This is a genomic window from Streptomyces sp. D2-8, assembly GCF_023184515.1.
Taxonomy (GTDB): domain Bacteria; phylum Actinomycetota; class Actinomycetes; order Streptomycetales; family Streptomycetaceae; genus Streptomyces.
Window position 1 is genome coordinate 569,707 of the sequence record NZ_JAAHBP010000001.1, and the last position, 16,396, is coordinate 586,102.

The window sequence follows — 16,396 nt, forward strand, 5'->3', positions numbered from 1 at the left end:
TGCTATCCCCAGCCGGGGACGACCATCACCAGCCAGGCCGCCGCAGGTACGACCGCCACCACGATCCCTCCGTACACCATCGGCTGCCGGAAGAAACGCTCGCGGCCACGTCGGGGACGGAGACCAGGACGAGCGCGCCGTTCGTGGAGAACGGGCTGAGGTCCTCGACGGTCGCCGACACGGTGAGCGCGGCGACCATGCCGATCACGCCGATCCCGCCTTGTTCCGGGAACGGGACGGCCAGGGGGAGCAGGGCGCCCATGGTGCCCGCGGACGAGGCGAACGCCGAGACCGGTGCGCCGATCTGGCAGAGCAGGACGACGGCGAGGACGGGTTCCTGGTCCACGGCCCGGCCGCGCAGACTCTCGGCGATGCCGGCTACCAGGGTCTGGGGGGCCCACATGGATGCCGCGGGCCCGGACTTCGCCGGCGGGGTGACCCCGAGGGACTCGGCGGGCTTCCGCTCCCACGACCCGGAGGATGTCGGGTGCCCGGTGCGGCGTTCGCACCGGTGATACGCGCCGCGGGCGGAGCCGAGGATCGCTTTCCCGGCTCCGCCCGCCGGCATTCAGGCCGAGGCGCGTGGTGTGCGGCGGATCGCCTTTCTGGATTCGTCGAAGCAGCAGAGGCCTACACCGCAACTGATGACGATGGCCAGCATGCCGATCACCGTATCCGGGCCGACCGATTCGGCGACGATCGACTTCAAGAACATTGCGGCCACAGCGAGCTCACCGAGCCCGAGCAGCGCGAGCCACACGACACGCAGAGGGTGGCCGGCCGTCTTCGCCCGAAGCTGAGCCGAGCCCAGCAGCGCGGCTCCCCCGATCAGGCCCAGGAACGCCGCGCCGACCACGAGGGCGTAGAAGATGGCGCTGCTTCCAGCAGGCTCGGTGTGGTCGAGTTCCCCGGTTTCCGGGGCCAGGAAAGCGAATGCGAACTCGAGCAGGGCGAGGTATGCGGCCTGTACCAGCAGGAGGATCGGTGCTACTCGATGGGTCAGTGCCTTCTTCACGCGTTGCTCCTGACGAGTCGGCCGCTCTTGACGATCCACAGGTTGCCCCTGGACAAGTTGCTCTTGCACGAGGCCCTGGCCTTCTTGGAGGCTTCTCCGTTCGAGTGTCTCTCGTTGTAGTACCTGCCTATCGCGCGTCCCTTTTTGTTGTTCCTGAGATCCATCTCCTTGTCGTTGCCTCTCGACTGCGATTCGTGCCGAGTGGCTACCTCGTAGGCCGTCTCGTGGTCGATGTAGATCTCCATCAGTGCGTTCCAGTAGCAGTGCCGGAAAGCGTCACCCTTTCCCAGCCAGAGGGAGCTGTCGGCGTAGTAGTCCTTGGCGTACTTGACCGCGACCTCTGCCATGTCTCGGGCCTTGGAACAGTCATAGGGGTTCCACATGCAGTATCTGCGCTCGGAGGGAGTCACGTCGTAGCTTGCTCCGCTCGGATCGAGCAGCACTGGGAACGCGAGGGTCTGCCCGGCGGCGGGGGCGAGGGAAACCTCGATGCTCGCCCCGGCCGCCTTCATCGTCACCGGAACTTCGGTCCCCTTCGCGTCGACGGCCACGGGGGCGCTGAGGAAGGTGACCAGATTGCTCTGTCCGTCCGCGATCATCACCGTGTTGTTGGAGACGCCGGAGATCTCCTGCCCTGCTTGCAGGTTGATCTGGTAGCTGAACGTCTGCGGTGCCGCGCTGCTGCGCAGCTGGTGGAAGACTTCCACTCGATTCTCGCTGTCGCGGACGGCGATGGTGTCGGCGTCACGCTGGGTGTTCGGGTATATCACCAGTCCGGTGCCGCTCAGTTGTGCGGGTGTGGCGGAGGCAACCGGGAGATTGATCAGAGTCTGGCCCGCACCGTCTGCGCTGTTGCCGGCCAGCGAGCCGTCGGAGGACAGGGGCAGCTGGGTCGTCGCCGTCTGGGCTGCGGAGTCTTCGGTTTCCGGCTTCTCCGGGTCGATCTCCTCGACGTAGCCGGGAGGTGTGTCGTCTTCCTCCGCGATCTCATCCTCCAGCTCCTCGGTTTCCTCCAGTCCTTCGTGGGGGTGGAGAAGGTCCGCGAAGTGTGCCTCGGCGATCTCGTTCACGAACGTCGTGGGGAGTTCGCCGGTGATGGCGCCCGCGCGGAAGGTGTACTCGGCCCGGTCGGACCAGATACCCGCGGCGCTCTTGACCCGGGCTGTCAGAGTGTGGGTGCCGCGGGTGGGGGGATTGACGGTGACGGTGGTCTTGCCGCCGGTGAGGACGGCGGTCTGCGTCGCCCCGCCGTCGAGGGCGTACTCCGCCACGACCGCCTTGCCGGCGGGATCCACCAGATTGAACGTTCCTGCAGTGCCCGCGTCCCCGTGCCAGAGTCCATCAGCCGGGTAGGTCGACGAGGATACGGTGGGAGCGGCGGGGACGGACGGGTCCACGCTCAGGGTGCGCCAGGCCGACCAGTTGCCGTTCCAGTCGGTCCCGTCGTAAGTGGCGACCCGCCACTTGTAGGTACCGACTGCCAGAGCGGGCGAGGTCCAGTTGCCCGGCGTTCCGGATGCGACGTACGCCGACGTGCCGGAGGCGACCCTGCTGGTGCCGGTCGAGTCCCATACCTCGAAGGTCAGGCGCACCGGGTTGCCGTCGGCGTCCGTGGCCTTGGCCTGGAGTGTCGGCGTGGTGTCGGCGGTGGCCGCGTCAGCGGCAGGGCTCACCGGTGAGGCGACGCCGGGCTTGGTGTTGTACGTGACGGACAGGGCGGGCTCGGTGGGGCCCTGGGATCCGTCGACGTAGTTGGCGGAGCGGAAGCGGCGCCAGCTCTTGGAGTCCAGTTCGTCCACCGCCTTGATTTGCAGGCCGTGGTTGGGAGTACCGTCCGCCCAGGCCTGTGCGATGTCTGTGACGTTCCAGCGCATGAAGTTGGCAGGGCAGCCCGAGCTGTGGCCGTAGGCGGCTTTGGACACCGCGCCGCCGGCGGTCGTGGTGGCAGGCTGACCGCCCCATGCGACCTTGCTGGGGTCCCAGCTCCCCGTGATCCGCCGGACCTCGACCCCAGAGCCGTCCGTGGCGCAGGTGGACGCCCAGTACGAATGCAGCCGGAGGCTTGCGTTCAGGATGTGCTTGCCCGCGTACTTCGCGACGTCGAACTTGACGTACGACCGGGCCTTCGTGGTGCCTCCGTCGTACGTCCCCGCTTTCAGCTCCGTAGAACCACGCTGGGAGTCGGGGTAGTTCGTGGCGACCCAGGTGTCGGTCGAGGCGGCGAGAGTGGTCGTCGGATCTATGGTGACCGGGTAGGTCACCTCCGGATCGCTGAGGAAATCATTGCTCGGCTTCAGCACGAGCACGGTTCCCTCGGGCGTCTCTTCGACCGTCGTGGCGATCTCCGCGGCTTTGGCCGGGTCGCCCGAGCGGGGGTCGAGGCCCGTACCCCACATCCGGGGGGCAGGCGCACTCGCCACAAGCGAGCCACGGGCGTCCTCAAGCCGAAGGTGCCGCTCAGCGGTCTTCTCCAGCCTCACCCCCTTGAGAGTCACAGGGAGGCGGAGCTCCACAGGACCAGTCGGCCGCTTGTTGAGAATCAGCGACTCGGTGAAACCGTGCGGCAGCGCGGTGACGTGGAGGTCCCCGTTCGGCACCACGGAGGAGTAGACGGCGGTGTCACCGTCGATCCGGGGAGCAGGCAGTGAGCTGCCCCAGTGCAGTCCGAACGTGCGGTCGCCGCTACTGACCTGTGCGAAGTCCTCGCTGCCGCCGTCAGACAACTCGACGTCGGCGGCTGCGGTCTTGGGCTCCAGTCGGCTTCCCGCATCGACCAGCTCGGTGTCGATGGGACGCCACCGGCCGTTCTCCTTGACCCGGATGGTTCCCGAAGCAACGTCGGTGGTCATCGTGCCGTCGGGATTGGCCCAGCTCGTCGAGTCTTCAGTCCGTGCTGACAGCACCTCGACGCGGTTGCCCTGGAGGACGGCGGCCAGTCTGGCCGCCGTCTCGTCGGGCGCTTTGGTGCTCTGCGCGCGATCGCCCGCGCCCCCCTGGTCCGAAGCGAGCTGCTGTAGCCCGTCGGCTCTGCCGTCGTCCAGGGCCGCTTCGGCCGACTGAACGGTGAGTGACAAGCAAAGTGCCAGCGACGCGGTCGTCGCTACAAGACGCTTCTTCACTCCCCCCCTTTATGTGCACATGCCCCACCCCTTGGTGATGGCCAGGTAACTATAGGGAGAAGATCGGATCGAATGATCACGATGGAAGCTGTGCAAATCGGAGCAATAGGCATGGACTCCTTGTGGAGTTCATCACTGGCTCAGTCGCTGTGCGGGTCCACGTTGTCCGAGGCCCGCGGCCCTGGGCCGTCCGGGTCAGGGCTCCACCACGTCCGCCAGCTGACGTCGCCCGGGCCGCCCACCTCGCCGGCCGCCGCGGCCGGCGCCCGAACGGTTTCGGGCATGGCCATGCGTCCTCCCGCGGTCCCCCGGGCTCGTCCGTTCCGCCACCGATGCCGTGGCTTCACAGAAGGTGAAGGTCAAATCGGGTGTCGTGGTTCCGGAGGGGATTGTTAGCCTGCGGCGGACATCGTTCGATCTGCTGCCCGAGGATGGAGTCGCCGTGGCCGGCAGTCCGCGTATCGCGCTCGTCACTTACGACCCCGGTGGCGCCGAGAGCAAGGACCGGGATCTCCCGGTGCTGGTGGAGGCGCTGCGGGAGGCGGGGGCCGGGGCCGTCGCCGTGTACTGGGACGACCCCGCGGTGGACTGGGCCGGGTTCGATCTCGTCCTCATCCGGTCCACCTGGGACTACAGTTGGCGTGCCGGGGAGTTCACGGCGTGGGCCGAGCGGTGCGGGAAGGCGACGCGGCTCGCCAATCCGGCCGACGTCGTGCGGTGGAACGCCGACAAGCGCTACCTCGGGCAGCTCGCCGAGGCCGGAGTGCCTGCCGTGCCCACCCGGTACTTCGCGCCCGGCGACCCTGTGGACCTGTCCGCCGACCGCGAGTACGTCGTCAAGCCCGCCTCCGGGGCCGGTGCCCGGTACGCCGCCCGTTACCCGGCCGGGGAACGGGACGCCGCCGCACGCCAGGTCGAGCGGATGCACGCCGAAGGGTTCACCGTGATGGTGCAGCCCTATCTGGCCGGCATCGACACACACGGCGAGCGGGCCCTGCAGTTCTTCGGCGGACGCCTGCTGCACGCGAGCGTCAAGGGCGCCGTCCTCGCGCCCGGCATGCCCTACGACGCCGACAAGGTCGCCCATCCCGACCTGCGCCCCTGGGAGCCGACCGGCGCCGAACTGGACGTCGCCGAGCGGGCCCTGGCCGCCGTGCCCGGGGACGCGGAGCCGCTGTACGCGCGCGTGGACCTCGTCACCGGACCGGACGGGAAGCCGTGTGTGATGGAGCTGGAGCTGATCGAGCCGAACCTGTTCCTCGATCTGCACCCGGACTCCGTGCGGCACGTCGTGCGGGCGGTGCTGGCCGCCGCCGGCTGATCGACAGGGCTCCGCCGGCGCCTTCCGGAGAACGCAGGGCGGGCGGGCCCCGCGCCGGAGACCGAGGAGCGGGCGGGCCCCGCCCCTCAGGGCCGCCTTCTACGACCGGTTCCGGCCGGCCCCGGACCGGGTCGGTGCCCCTCAGTCCTGACGGCCGGTGACGGACACCCGCTGCACCAGCCCCCAGGTGAACTCCGCGACGGCCTCCCGCCGCACCCCCTGCGCGTCGGGCGCGGTGAACGCCAGACCCCACCGGGTCGGGGCCGTGCCCTCCAGGGGACGCGCCGGGGCGAAGGCACGGGCCGCCTCGTCGACGGTGCAGGACCAGGGGGTGAGGTCGTCCAGCGTGCGCAGGGCGGGGCCGTTCGCGCCCGGGGCGCGGACCAGCCACTCGTTCCACACCGCGCGGTTCGCGGCGGTCAGCACTTCGAAGCGCAAGGACGGCCAGAGCGGGACCGGCCACAGCCAGGCCTCGCAGTCCAGATCGCCGATCCGGCGCGGCGTGCGGGACTCCGGCTCGCCCAGCACCTGACGGTAGCGGGACAGGGGAGCGCGCGAACGCGGGGAGCGGACCATCGCCTGCCACCGCCGGTTGGCCTCGCGCATGTCCGCGATCGACACCCCCAGCTCATGGCGGGCGCCCTCCACCAGCCGGGGGTTGTGGTCGGCCATGCGACGCAGCAGCACCAGCTGGAAGTCGAGCGGGGTGAAGGGGCTAGCGGGGTGCTTTCCGGAGGGCATGGGACCCATCGTCGCCCACCGGGGTCCTGCCGGGGCGGCGGCCGTCGGGCAGGAACAGGACGGAGTTGACGTAGCGCGGGCCCCTGAGGAGCGGGGAGGGCAGGACCCGGCGGAGCAGGCCGTGGGAGACGACGTACGAGGCGTCCGCCTGGTGGTTCTCCAGCGGGAACCTGGCCAGCGGCACCCAGGTGTCGCCGGGCAGGACCCAGCCGTCGTAACCGAGCAGGGACAGGTAGGTCACCACCGGCGCGATCGGCTGGATGCGGGACTCCAGTTCCACGAACAGGGCCGGCCGGTCGCGGGCCAGCAGGCCCGTCGCGCCGCGCAGCACCGCGAGCTCGTTGCCGTCCACGTCGATCTTGATGAAGCCGACGTCGCGCAGGCCCAGCTCGTCCAGCGTGACGCAGGGGACGTCCAGCGCGCGGCCGTGGATGTCGCGCCGCACCAGGGAGGACACGCCCCGGTCGCCCGAGTCGTCCGGCGGCAGCCACAGGCGGGCGATGCCCGGCCGGTCCGAGGCCGCGGCGCGGATCACGCGGACGTTCGGCGGGGCCGCGGCGACCAGCAGCCGGGCCAGATGGGGCACCGGCTCGACCGTCACGACCTGCTCGGCCAGGCCGGACAGGCGGTGCGTCCAGGGCCCGTACCAGCCGCCGACGTCCACCGCCGTACCGCAGCCCGGCGGGCACAGCTCGGCGAGCCGGGCCAGCTCCGGTTCGAACCGGGGGTAGAGGGCCCGGGCCGTCGCGGCCACCAGGCGGGTGGGCAGAAGGGGGGCGACGCGGGCTGCCAGGCTGGTCACGGTGCCATCCTCTTGAGGAGTTCCTCGTGCTCGGCGTCCGGCACCTGCTCGCCCGAGGACGGCAGCAGCTGCGGAATGCCGTCGGTGATCGGGTAACGGCGGTGCAGGCGCGGGTTGTACAGCGCCTCCTCCCGCCCGGCCTCCTCGGCCAGCAGATGCAGCGGGCCCTTGTCGAGCGGGCAGGCCAGGATCTTCAGCAGCGGGTCGTCGGGCTTCATGGGGATGCCAGCTCCTTGGCGGGTGGGGAGGGTTGGGGAGTGGTGTCGTGCTTCGGCATGGTCAGCAGCACGGCCACCGCCAGGGCCGTGCCCGCCACCCGCAGCGCGAGCCGCAGCGGCTCGTCCGGCAGGGCCTCGCCGAACGACAGCGTGCCGAGCACCGCCGTGAACAGGCTCGTCACGGTCGTGCACACCGGCACGATCAGCGAGGCCCGGCAGCGCTGGAGCGCCGCCTGCGACATCACCAGGCCGAACACACCGGTGAACAGCAGCAGATACGGATAGGGCGAGCTCAGCAGGTCCAGCACGGCGCCGCCGATCCCGTGGGTCGTCAGATGGCTGGAGACGCCCTTGATGGCCAGCGAGCTGACGCCGTACAGCAGGCCCACGGCCACGCCGTACTCGACTCCGGTCGTGGGACGCCGGTGCCGGTTGCGGGTGCGCCGCTCGGCGGAGCCGTACAGCCACACCCCGGCGGCCAGCGACGGCACGCACACCAGCAGGATCAGCTGGTAGGGCGCGTCCTGGCTGACGGTGTCCGAACCCTCCCGCAGCGACAGCACCACCATCAGCAGCGCCAGCAGGATCGCGCCCAGCGCGTACCGTTCCCGGCCGGACGTCTCCTCCCCGAGCAGCCGCGCCGACAACAGCACGAGCAGCACCAGGCCGGAGACGAAGATGCCCTGGGCGGCGGCGATCGGCAGGGTGCGGTAGACGACGAGCTGCGCGGCGAACCCGGCGGCCAGGGAGAGCGAACCGCCGATCCACAGGGGGCTGCCGAGGACGAGGCGCAGCAGCCGGGCCGGCTGCCGGATCGTCACCTCGGGCAGGGAGGTGAGCGCCCGTTTCTCCAGCACGAAGCCCAGGCTGTACAGGGTGTTCGCCAGCAGGGCGGCGGCCACTCCCCACCACATGGGCTACGTCCTCCTGGCGTGCAGCAGCAGGATCGACGCGAGCTGCGGCCGGGCGCAGGCCAGCCGGTCCAGCGGGCGCAGCGGGCGCGGCACGCCGTGGAAGGGGGCCCCTTCGAGCCGTTCGACGGTGAACCCGGACGCGGCGACGAACTCCCTGAGCGCGCGGGCGGTGTAGAGCCGCAGATGCCCCACGACCTCCTTGCCCGGGCGGCCGTGGATGCCGCGCAGGCTGACCTCCGAGAACACGGGCTGCACACCGGCCAGCAGCAGGCCGCGGTTGTACCAGGCGGCGAGGTTCGGCGTGGACAGCATCAGATGCCCGCCGGGGCGCAGGATCCGCCGGATCTCGTCCAGGGCGGCGTCCGGGTCGACGAGATGCTCGATGACCTCGCTGAACAGCACGGCGTCGGCGGATCCGGCGGCGAACGGCAGTCCGCCGCCGGTGAGTTCGCCGCGCACCGCGTAGGGGATGCGGGTGCGGGCGCGGCGCAGGGCGTCCTGGGACCAGTCGACGCCGATGACGCGGTGGCCGGTCAGGAGCGGGGCGGCGGTGGCGGCTGCCGTGCCGTCCCCGCAGCCGATGTCGAGAACGGTCCGGGGGGTGTGGGCCGCCGGTCCGAGGGCCCGGGCCAGCATGCGGGCCTGGCGGAGGCTGCGCGGGGTGCCGGAGGCGACCGGCACGGCGGGGTTCTCGTAGAAGTCGCGCAGGTCCCGGGGTGGGGGTTCGGTGGTGGTCGGTGCCGTCACGCGGTCACCTCCGTGGTGTGCAGATAGTGCTCGAAGAGGTCGCGGAGGTGGGCGCCGTCGCCGTGGCTGAGCAGGGCCTTCGACCAGCGCAGGGCCAGATGGAGACGGCCGGCCGTGGAGGCGGTGGTCACGGTCAGGCCCCGCGGCATCCGGGCCGGCGCCGAGAACCACACCGCGTGCGCGCGGCCCGCCTCCTCGCCGAAGTCCAGCGGGTACGGAATACGGCCGATGTTGCTGAGCAGGGTCGTCGACGTCCAGGGTGCGGCGGCCCTGCGCAGGGTGCGGGTGAGGGCGGCGCGTGCGGTGACGGGCGCCCAGGGCGCGGTCAGGAGGGCGGCGCCGTGGCCGAGTTGAGGGCGGGGGAGGGACTTCAGGGCGCGGGTCCGCTCCGCGGTGCGGCGGAGGAGGACGGACATGTCCGGGTGGTCCAGCTCGGCCGGTGCGAAGGGGACCTCGACCAGGCGGGTGCCGTTGCCGATGGGCATCGTGGTGTCGCGGGGGCGGTCGTCCACCGGCATCGTGATGCGCAGGGGCCGGGGGCGGGCGCCGTGCTCCCTGTTCCAGTGGGCGATGGTCAGGGCCGTGGTGACCATGAGCTGGTCGTTGACGGTGTACGGGGAGCCCTTGGGGCGGTGCGGGAGGGGGAGCTCGGTGACGAGCAGGCCGTTGCCGGGGGAGGGATCGGGCGTGCCGTGCGCCACCCGCGCGGGAGGTGACCAGGTGGCCGGGGTGTCCGGGACTTCCCGCCGGGCTTCGGCGGGGCGGGCCGGGGGCGCTGCCGGGGAGTTGTCCCGGCCTCCGTACAGCTCGGCGGCCGTGGCAAGGACGCGCAGGCAGGCCGGGCCGTCCAGGGCGGTGTGGTTGATGGTGAGGAGGAGGACCGAGTCCACCACGTCGAGTCGTACCGGCGGCGACAGCGACAACGGCGGGGCGTCCGTGAGGGCCCGGGTCCGGGCGTCCCGCAGGGCTCGTGGGCCCGGCGCGGCGAAGGTCACCACCTCCACATCGGGCTCCGGCGTCAGCTCCCACTCGTACTGCCGCCGGTACCACGGCCCTCTCGCCTCCCGCATCAGGATCCGCGGATGCCGGTGCAGGGCCTCCAGGAACGCCTTGCGCAGACGCGCCTGGTCGAGGGGGCCCGGGAGGTGGACCTCGATGTGGACCGTTTCCGGTTCCGCCTCCTGGAGGCAGTGCCGGGAGACCTCGTCCACCACCGGGAACGGGATGCGTACCGGTGCCGTCATGCGGGCTTGCCCTCCCCCGGGTCCGTCCTCGGCAGCTGTTGCGTCGACGCCTCCGGAGCCGGCCTCTCGCGCAGGCTCACCAGCCCCGCGAACAGGCCGATCAGCGCCAGCAGTTGGGCCAGATGCCCGAACGCTCCCGCGCCCGCGCCCACCGGCTCCCCGGCCCCGAAGGCCGCGACGATCCCGGCTGCGGCCAGGGCGGCGAAGGCGATCGGCACCAGCAGGGCGTGCCGCCGCGCGGCGAGCAGCGCCAGCGCCGGGACCAGCAGCGCGAACCAGCCCGCGATCACCACCCCGGCCAGCGTCAGCGCCACCGTGCCGAGCCACAGACCGGGCAGCGGCGGGACCGGCTGGGGTGCGTCGGGGTTGGCGGCGCGGCGGCGCCACAGCGCGAGACCCAGCAGGGCCGCCGTGCCGACGCCGCTGCCGATCAGGGCGGCGTCGTAGGTCGTGGCCGGCTCGTAGGACAGCTTGACCGCGCCGCCCGCCCCGGCCGGGACCCGCCAGCCCTGCTGCCAGCCGTCCAGCCGCACCGGGGTCAGCTCCTTGCCGTTCAGGGTGGCCCGCCAGCCGTCGTTGAAGTTCTCGTACGTCGTGAGGTACGAGGCCGCGCCCGAGCCGACCGTCACCTCGCGCCGGTCGCCCAGCCAGTCCCGGATCCGCAGGTCGCGCCCGGCCGCCGCGGCCTCGGGGACCGTGCCGCGGGTCAGGGTCACGTCCGTCAGCGCGAGCGGGCCGGCGTCTCCGCCCTCCAGCCGGTGGTCGCCTGTGCCGAGCTGCACCTCGGTGTCGCTCCGGCCGTCCTGGCAGAGCGTCACCTGTACGCCCCGCCGCTCCACCAGGTCCCGTACGGTCCCCTTCGCGCTCGTCTGGTACAGCTCGCCGTCCAGCGCCACGTCCGGGCCCTTGCCGCACGGCAGGGAGAACTTCCGGGTGCCGTCCGGCTGCGGGGTGCGGTACTGGTCGAGGGACGGGAGGTACGCCTCCGTGAGGCCCACCGGGAGGCGCAGGTCCTCGTCGGCGACCGGGTTGTGCAGGGTCAGGGGGGCCGTCTCGGTGATCGTGATGTCGAGGCGGTCGGTGGTGATGGCCGGGAAACGGACCCAGCCGTTCTTGTCGACACCGGCGGTGGCGGCGCCGTCCGGGGAGCTGATGTGCACCTCGGAGGCCCGGGCGGACAGGCCGCCCGCGGGGGCCAGCACCAGTTCGCCGACCGGCTGTTTGCCCTCCCAGCGCAGGTGGAGCGTCGGCCGGTCACCCGCGATCCACGCCGTCGTCAGATCGCCGTCGGTGAGGTTGCGTGCCCCGAGGCCCGCGCCGAGGCGCGCCGTGGAATCGGCGGTGGCGACGATCCGGGCCTGCTGCTCGGGCGCGACCTCGTAGAGCAGCTCGTCGAGTTCCGCGCCCGGCACCGGCACCGCGCTCGCCTTCACCTCGTACGTCCCGGCGGCCTGGGTCGTGAAGCGGCGGTGCAGGCCCGCCTCGGTGCCGGTCGCGGAGAGACCCGTGGGGTCGGAGGCGCGGTGCAGGGAGACGACGGTCGCGGCCGACGTGGCGTCCTCGGCGTCCACCGGGAGCCGCAGCAGCCGTGTCACCTGCACGTCCGGCAGGTCGATCTCGGAGAAGCCCGCGCCGGTCAGACCGGCCCTGCGCTCCACGGAGTCCACGATCGTCAGCTTCAGCCAATCCGTCGCGCCCTCGGGCGCCTTGATCCGCTGGGTCATGCCGTTCGGCTGGAGGAAACTGGTCTTCGCGCCCTTCTCGGTCTCCACCCGCACCTTCGTCGCAGCCGCGCGCACGCTCTCCTGCGGCAGCGGCGTGACCTTGAAGGAGGACGGCATGTCGTAGGAGCCGGTGAAGCCGATGCGCAGCCACTGCCCGTCCGGCGTGTCCGGCGCGCCCTCCGCCCACGCGGTGTCCGGGTTGCCGTCGAAGGCGTTCACCGGGTCGTACTGCGGGAGGTGGAACAGCCAGTTGCCGTACGAGGACGCCGACACCGAGCGGGCGCCTCGCAGTTCGGCCACCGTCTGGTGCTCGGTGCCCTCGGCGGGCAGGATCTGGCGCGGCTTCTCGCCCGGGTCCTGCTGGGCGTCCGGCGCGTTGCGCTCGTCGCGCGTGTACGTGTACGACGTACCGGCGTTGACCAGCCCGAACCGGGTGTCCGCCCGCCGCAGCCCGTCGCCCGTCACCTGCACGGCCGGGGTGCCGAGCCCGGGATGGTTGTCGCCGGTCAGGACGGTCGCCCGGCCGCGCAGCCGCTCCGCCAGCGGCAGCAGTGCCTCCGGCCCGCCGGACACCACGGCCGTGTCGGCGACCGGGGCGAGCCCCGCCTGCCCGGGCCGGATCACGTCCTCACCCGTCGGCCGGTAGATCTCCACGGCCCGCTGCCGCGGGTACAGCCCCTCGACCTGGAGCGGCGCGTCCTGCGCGATGCGGCCGCCGGTCATCACCGGCCCGAGCCCCGTCACCCGCTCGTACCCCGACTGTTCCAGGGTGCGCTTGACGGTCGTGGTGGGCACATGGCCGATCTGGTCGGGGTCGAGGTCATTGCGTACGACGACGTAGAACAGCCCGGCCCGGCTCAGGTAGTCGGCCAGGCCCGGCACTTCGGCACCGGACATCAGCGCCTGCTCGACGGCGTCCATCGCCCGCCGGTTGCCGGGCGTGCCGAACGGCACGTAGTCGCGCTGCGCCCACCGCGACTCGGCGAGCACGTCGAGGGGCTGGTCGATGGGGGAGCCCCAGGAGTAGACGCCGTGCGCGGTCGCCGGGACGACCAGGGCCCGCGAGTCGGGCGAGTACTTCTCCAGCCAGTCGGCCGTGGCCTGCCAGTAGGTGGGGAGCTTCTGGAACGAACCCGGGTTGAGGATCGAGCCGTTGAGGTACGGCCACATGAGCCCCGGCAGGATCAGCACCGCCGCGATCAGCGGGGCGAAGCGCCGGCCGCGCACCTGCCGGGCCCCGCGCGGCTCGGCGGCCACACCCACCAGATGCGTCAGCCCCAGCACGAGCGCCAGCGCCACGCCCGTCTGGAACTTGTAGATGTTCCGGAACGGCGACAGCCACCCGTCCAGCCAGCCCTGCACGACCCCGTGGAACGGCGCCCCGAACGCCCCGCCGTACCCGGCGAGCAGCACCAGCATCGCCACGAGCACCGTCAGCACCAGCCACCGCCGCTCGGGCATGTCCCGCCGGGCGAGCCCGGCCAGCCCGAGTCCGGCCGCCAGTGCCGAGCACAGGATCACGACGACGGAGGAGGCCACGGCCCAGCCGGCCGGCAGCCACGCCTCACCGAGGTGCAGATAGGCGACCCAGTTCCCGGCGCCGCGCAGCGCCTCGGTCGCCGACATGGTGTCGGTGGTCGTCTGCGACGTCTCTATATAGGGGAGGAAGTTCTCGCCGTAGACCCCGAGCAGCAGCAGCGGCACCCACCACCAGGCGGTCACCACGATCACGGCAGGCGCCCACCAGGCGATCAGCTTGCGCTGCCGTGGCCCGGGCGGCCGGGACAGCAGGTACAGCCCGACCGGCAGCAGCGAGGCGAGGGTCGCCGACGCGTTCACCCCGCCCATGAACGGCACGAGCAGCGCCGACCGCAGGGCAGCGACCCGGGCGGCGTACCGTTCGTTCGTCAGCGGCAGCAGCACCCACGGCAGGAACGCCCCGGGCAGCGCGGCGGCCGACGTCGAGCCGATGACGGTCGTGAACAGCGGCCACAGCGCATAGGCCACGGCCCCCAGCAGCCGGGACGCCCCGTTCCCCACCCGCAGCCGCTCCGCCAGCCGCAGCGCCCCCCAGAAGGCGACGGACACGATCAGCGACAGCCACAGCCGCTCCGCCAGCCACACCGGCAGCCGCAGCAGGTCGCACAGCCAGTAGAACGGCAGCATCGGCCACAGATAGCCGACGTACTGGTCCTGGATCCCGCCGAATCCGGCCCGGTCGTGCCACAACTGGCCGAGATCGGCGAGGAACTGCCCCGGGTCGACCGTGACACCGAGCTTGGTGTCGAAGGTCTGCCGCCCCGGCTGCACCGCGAGGAACAGCACGAACGCCACGGCCCAGAAACCCAGCAGCCAGCGCCGCGACCGCGGGCCGTCGGGCGGGCCCGAGGTGGTCGCGGTGGTGGGGACGGCTGCCGGGGGAGGAGCCTGGACCGTGGTTGTCATGTAGGGCACCGCCGCAGAATGAGGAGGAGGTTCCAGGTGGCGAACTCGCGGATGCCGGGCGCCTTGACGACGGTCTCCGCGAGGAACGGCCAGTAGCGGGAGCGCGCCGAGACGACCGTGACGTCGTCCCGGGCGCGCACCTGCCTGAGGGTGGAGCCGATGTGCACCGCGAACAGGTTCTCGCCGAGCGTGTGCTTGGCGGGCCTGCCGGTCCGCCGCAGATAGCGGGCCCGGGCCCGCTCGGCACCGAAGTAGTGCCACGGGGCCCACTCGTGCCCGCCCCACGGCGACAGCCAGTTGGTGAACGACACGTAGATCAGCCCGCCCGGCCGCGTCACCCGGGCCAGCTCGCTGAGGAACGTCTCCGGATCCGCCACGTGCTCCAGCACGTTGGAGGAGAAGGTGACGTCCGCGACGCCGTCCCGCAGGGGCAGCAGATACCCGTCGGCGACGACGGCCGCGGCCGGGGGTGTCCCGCCGAGTTCGGCCATGTCGGGCTCGAAGAGGAACGCGTTCGCCCCGCGCCGCCGGAACTCCTCGGTGAAGTACCCGCCGCCTCCGCCGACGTCCAGGACGGTACGCCCGGCGACGGACCCGTCGTAGGCCTCGACCTGGTCGACGGCGTCGCGGGCGAGCAGCGAGTAGCAGGCCTCGGGGTCGTCCTGCTCGTGGCGGAAGGCACGGAACAGGGCGACCGAGCGCCGAAGGGACGGATCCTTGAAACCGGGGCGCGGGGAGGTGCCTTCCCGGGGGCGCGGGGCTGTGACAGGCGTGACTCCGCCGCGCGGGCGCAGGGGTGGTCTCACGGGGCCCAGCCCTTCACCGCCTCCGTGGCGACAGCCCTGAACTGCCGGACCGTACGGTCCCACCGGAACTGCGCCGCCCGCTCCCGGGCCGCCTTCCCCATCAGCTCCCGCTGCCGCCCGGACAGGGCGAGCGCACACCACGCCGCGGCGAACGAGGACTCGCCGCGCGCGAGGATTCCGGTCTCGCCGTCCACCACGGAGTCCTTGAGCCCCGGCACGTCGAAGGCCACACTCGGCGTCTCCCGGGCCGCGGCCTCCGTCACGACCAGACCCCACCCCTCGACGGCGGAGGGATGCAGCAACAGCCAGGCGGCGCACAGCAGCCGGTGCTTCTCGGCTTCCGTCACATAGCCGGTGAACTCCACTCCGGGACCGGCGAGCCGCTCGAGACGCTCTCGCTCGGGCCCGTCACCGACGATCACCAGCCGGCCACCGGTCACCGGCCGCACCCGCTCCCAGAGCCGCAGCAGCAGATCGATCCGCTTGTACTCGACCAGCCGCCCGACGGCGACGAACAACGGCTCGGCCGAGCGGTCGGCCCGCGGGCCCGGCTCCTCGACCCCGTTGTGCACGACCCTGATCCGGTCCCGCTCGACCCCGATCGCCCGCAGGGCGTGCGCGGTCGAGGAGGACACGGCGACGAGCAGGTTCCGCTGCTGCGCCCCGGTCAGCGCCCAGTGTTCGAGTCTTCGGCCGATCCGCGCCGCCGGCGCCAGCGGCCCGCCGAAGCGCATCTTCCACAGGTCGGTGTGGACGTGGTTGACCAGGGTCAGCGTGGGCCCCTGATGCCACAGCGGCGCCAGGTACGGCATGCCGTTGCACACCTCGACCAGCAGGTCGCAGTCGCCGACCCGGCGGGTGAAGGCCGACCGTGCGCGCAGGTAGTGCCCGTACGGGCCGCCCGCCGACACGACCCGGTAGTCGCGGAAGGCCGCGGGCCCCCCGCACAGCAGGGTCACCTGGTGGCCCAGGCGGGTCAGGCCGTCGGCGAGTTTGTCGACCAGCAGCTCGGAGCCGCCGGCCGACGGGTTGTCCAGATCACGGTGGGCGAGGAAGACGATCCGGCGCGGCTGTGGGGGGAGCGCCGGAGGGTGCTGCGGCGCGCGGGGGGACACGGCGCGCAGCGCGGACGGTACGTGCTGGGGCATGGGTGCTCCAACTCGTCTCGGGGTGCGGAACTCAGCGTGGGAAAGCGTGGGGTTCGTCCCTGGCGGGAGTCTGCCTGTGGGGGGCCTGAGCTCTTCCTGGGAGGGGAGTGTGGACGGGTTGTGCTCGGGGTGGGGTTGGACAGTTTTCGCCC

13 protein-coding genes and 1 pseudogene are annotated in these 16,396 nt (G+C 72.0%); 1 reads left to right on the plus strand and 13 read right to left on the minus strand.

The genetic code is table 11. The features are described 5' to 3' along the window. Positions 1–2 precede the first annotated feature (2 nt). The 4 genes and pseudogenes from G3I77_RS02520 to G3I77_RS02535 form a co-directional block, all read right to left on the minus strand. Positions 3–334: pseudogene (locus G3I77_RS02520) on the minus strand (hypothetical protein); the annotation flags it as partial. Positions 335–568: 234 nt separating this feature from the next. Further along, positions 569–1,015, minus strand: coding sequence for a hypothetical protein (locus G3I77_RS02525; RefSeq protein WP_248500766.1), 447 nt, complete (start codon positions 1,013–1,015; stop codon positions 569–571). Beyond that, positions 1,012–4,089 carry a DNRLRE domain-containing protein gene (locus tag G3I77_RS02530; protein ID WP_248500767.1) on the minus strand — a complete coding sequence of 1,026 codons (3,078 nt, stop codon included), beginning with the start codon at positions 4,087–4,089 and terminating at the stop codon, positions 1,012–1,014. The genes G3I77_RS02525 and G3I77_RS02530 overlap by 4 nt, the downstream gene beginning before the upstream one ends. A 185-nt stretch (positions 4,090–4,274) precedes the next feature. Beyond that, positions 4,275–4,418, minus strand: a complete 144-nt coding sequence (locus G3I77_RS02535; RefSeq protein WP_248500768.1) for a hypothetical protein — start codon at positions 4,416–4,418, stop codon at positions 4,275–4,277. A gap of 158 nt (positions 4,419–4,576) precedes the next feature. On the opposite strand from G3I77_RS02535, the gene G3I77_RS02540 reads away from it, so the two are divergent. Beyond that, positions 4,577–5,455 carry a hypothetical protein gene (locus tag G3I77_RS02540; protein ID WP_248500769.1) on the plus strand — a complete coding sequence of 293 codons (879 nt, stop codon included), beginning with the start codon at positions 4,577–4,579 and terminating at the stop codon, positions 5,453–5,455. 141 nt (positions 5,456–5,596) lie between these two features. Here the strand turns inward: G3I77_RS02540 and G3I77_RS02545 are convergent, their stop codons facing one another. From G3I77_RS02545 to G3I77_RS02585, 9 genes are read right to left on the minus strand one after another with little or no spacing between them, the layout of a single operon-like run. Beyond that, a complete protein-coding gene (locus G3I77_RS02545; protein WP_248500770.1) occupies positions 5,597–6,205 on the minus strand; it encodes a hypothetical protein in 609 nt (202 codons plus the stop codon). Then, complete coding sequence (locus G3I77_RS02550) at positions 6,171–6,998, minus strand: FkbM family methyltransferase (RefSeq protein WP_248500772.1); 828 nt, start codon at positions 6,996–6,998, stop codon at positions 6,171–6,173. Before G3I77_RS02550 ends, G3I77_RS02545 begins: the two co-directional genes overlap by 35 nt. Further along, positions 6,995–7,216 carry a Trm112 family protein gene (locus G3I77_RS02555; RefSeq protein WP_248500773.1) on the minus strand — a complete coding sequence of 74 codons (222 nt, stop codon included), beginning with the start codon at positions 7,214–7,216 and terminating at the stop codon, positions 6,995–6,997. The genes G3I77_RS02550 and G3I77_RS02555 overlap by 4 nt, the downstream gene beginning before the upstream one ends. Further along, positions 7,213–8,118, minus strand: a complete 906-nt coding sequence (locus G3I77_RS02560; RefSeq protein WP_248501444.1) for a hypothetical protein — start codon at positions 8,116–8,118, stop codon at positions 7,213–7,215. The genes G3I77_RS02555 and G3I77_RS02560 overlap by 4 nt, the downstream gene beginning before the upstream one ends. A 15-nt stretch (positions 8,119–8,133) precedes the next feature. Further along, positions 8,134–8,877, minus strand: coding sequence for a class I SAM-dependent methyltransferase (locus G3I77_RS02565; protein ID WP_248500774.1), 744 nt, complete (start codon positions 8,875–8,877; stop codon positions 8,134–8,136). After that, on the minus strand, positions 8,874–10,121 hold the full coding sequence (locus G3I77_RS02570; protein ID WP_248500775.1) for a condensation protein: 1,248 nt from the start codon (positions 10,119–10,121) through the stop codon (positions 8,874–8,876). The genes G3I77_RS02565 and G3I77_RS02570 overlap by 4 nt, the downstream gene beginning before the upstream one ends. After that, complete coding sequence (locus G3I77_RS02575; RefSeq protein WP_248500776.1) at positions 10,118–14,290, minus strand: alpha-(1->3)-arabinofuranosyltransferase; 4,173 nt, start codon at positions 14,288–14,290, stop codon at positions 10,118–10,120. Before G3I77_RS02575 ends, G3I77_RS02570 begins: the two co-directional genes overlap by 4 nt. Further along, entirely contained in the window at positions 14,287–15,096 is an 810-nt protein-coding gene (locus tag G3I77_RS02580; RefSeq protein ID WP_374385205.1) for a class I SAM-dependent methyltransferase, read from the minus strand. Before G3I77_RS02580 ends, G3I77_RS02575 begins: the two co-directional genes overlap by 4 nt. Further along, positions 15,093–16,244, minus strand: coding sequence for a glycosyltransferase family 4 protein (locus G3I77_RS02585; protein WP_248500778.1), 1,152 nt, complete (start codon positions 16,242–16,244; stop codon positions 15,093–15,095). The genes G3I77_RS02580 and G3I77_RS02585 overlap by 4 nt, the downstream gene beginning before the upstream one ends. Positions 16,245–16,396: the final 152 nt, after the last annotated feature.

What these genes read in the sequence shown, in the direction of transcription:
- G3I77_RS02535 (WP_248500768.1), bottom strand. Translation starts at nt 4,418, where the DNA reads ATGCCCGAAACCGTTCGGGCGCCGGCCGCGGCGGCCGGCGAGGTGGGC.
- G3I77_RS02545 (WP_248500770.1), bottom strand. Translation starts at nt 6,205, where the DNA reads ATGGGTCCCATGCCCTCCGGAAAGCACCCCGCTAGCCCCTTCACCCCG.
- G3I77_RS02555 (WP_248500773.1), bottom strand. Translation starts at nt 7,216, where the DNA reads ATGAAGCCCGACGACCCGCTGCTGAAGATCCTGGCCTGCCCGCTCGAC.
- G3I77_RS02570 (WP_248500775.1), bottom strand. Translation starts at nt 10,121, where the DNA reads ATGACGGCACCGGTACGCATCCCGTTCCCGGTGGTGGACGAGGTCTCC.
- G3I77_RS02575 (WP_248500776.1), bottom strand. Translation starts at nt 14,290, where the DNA reads ATGACAACCACGGTCCAGGCTCCTCCCCCGGCAGCCGTCCCCACCACC.
- G3I77_RS02585 (WP_248500778.1), bottom strand. Translation starts at nt 16,244, where the DNA reads ATGCCCCAGCACGTACCGTCCGCGCTGCGCGCCGTGTCCCCCCGCGCG.